Annotated in this window: 1 protein-coding gene; it reads left to right on the plus strand. The window is 43.8% G+C overall.

The window, feature by feature from the left end; genetic code table 11:
* A partial coding sequence (locus SCA31_RS24660; protein ID WP_410699591.1) for a glycosyl hydrolase family 95 catalytic domain-containing protein occupies positions 1–251 on the plus strand: 251 nt, incomplete at both ends.

The following is a 251-nucleotide window of genomic DNA, read 5'->3' on the forward strand; positions in this document are numbered from 1 at the left end:
GTCAATGGGCTGGAAAGTCAATTGGTGGGCAAGATTGCTTGATGGAAACCGCGCTTTTAAGTTAATTTCGGATCAGCTAAGTCCAGCACCAATAGACAATAAGGGTCACTCTGGCGGAACTTACCCCAATCTTTTGGATGCACATCCACCGTTTCAAATTGACGGGAATTTTGGCTGTACTTCAGGAATTGCTGAAATGCTTTTGCAAAGTTATGACGGTTATATTTATCTTTTGCCCGCACTTCCCGATG

It is taken from the genome of Chryseobacterium sp. SIMBA_028, from assembly GCF_046535285.1.
In the GTDB taxonomy this organism is placed as follows: Bacteria; Bacteroidota; Bacteroidia; order Flavobacteriales; family Weeksellaceae; genus Chryseobacterium.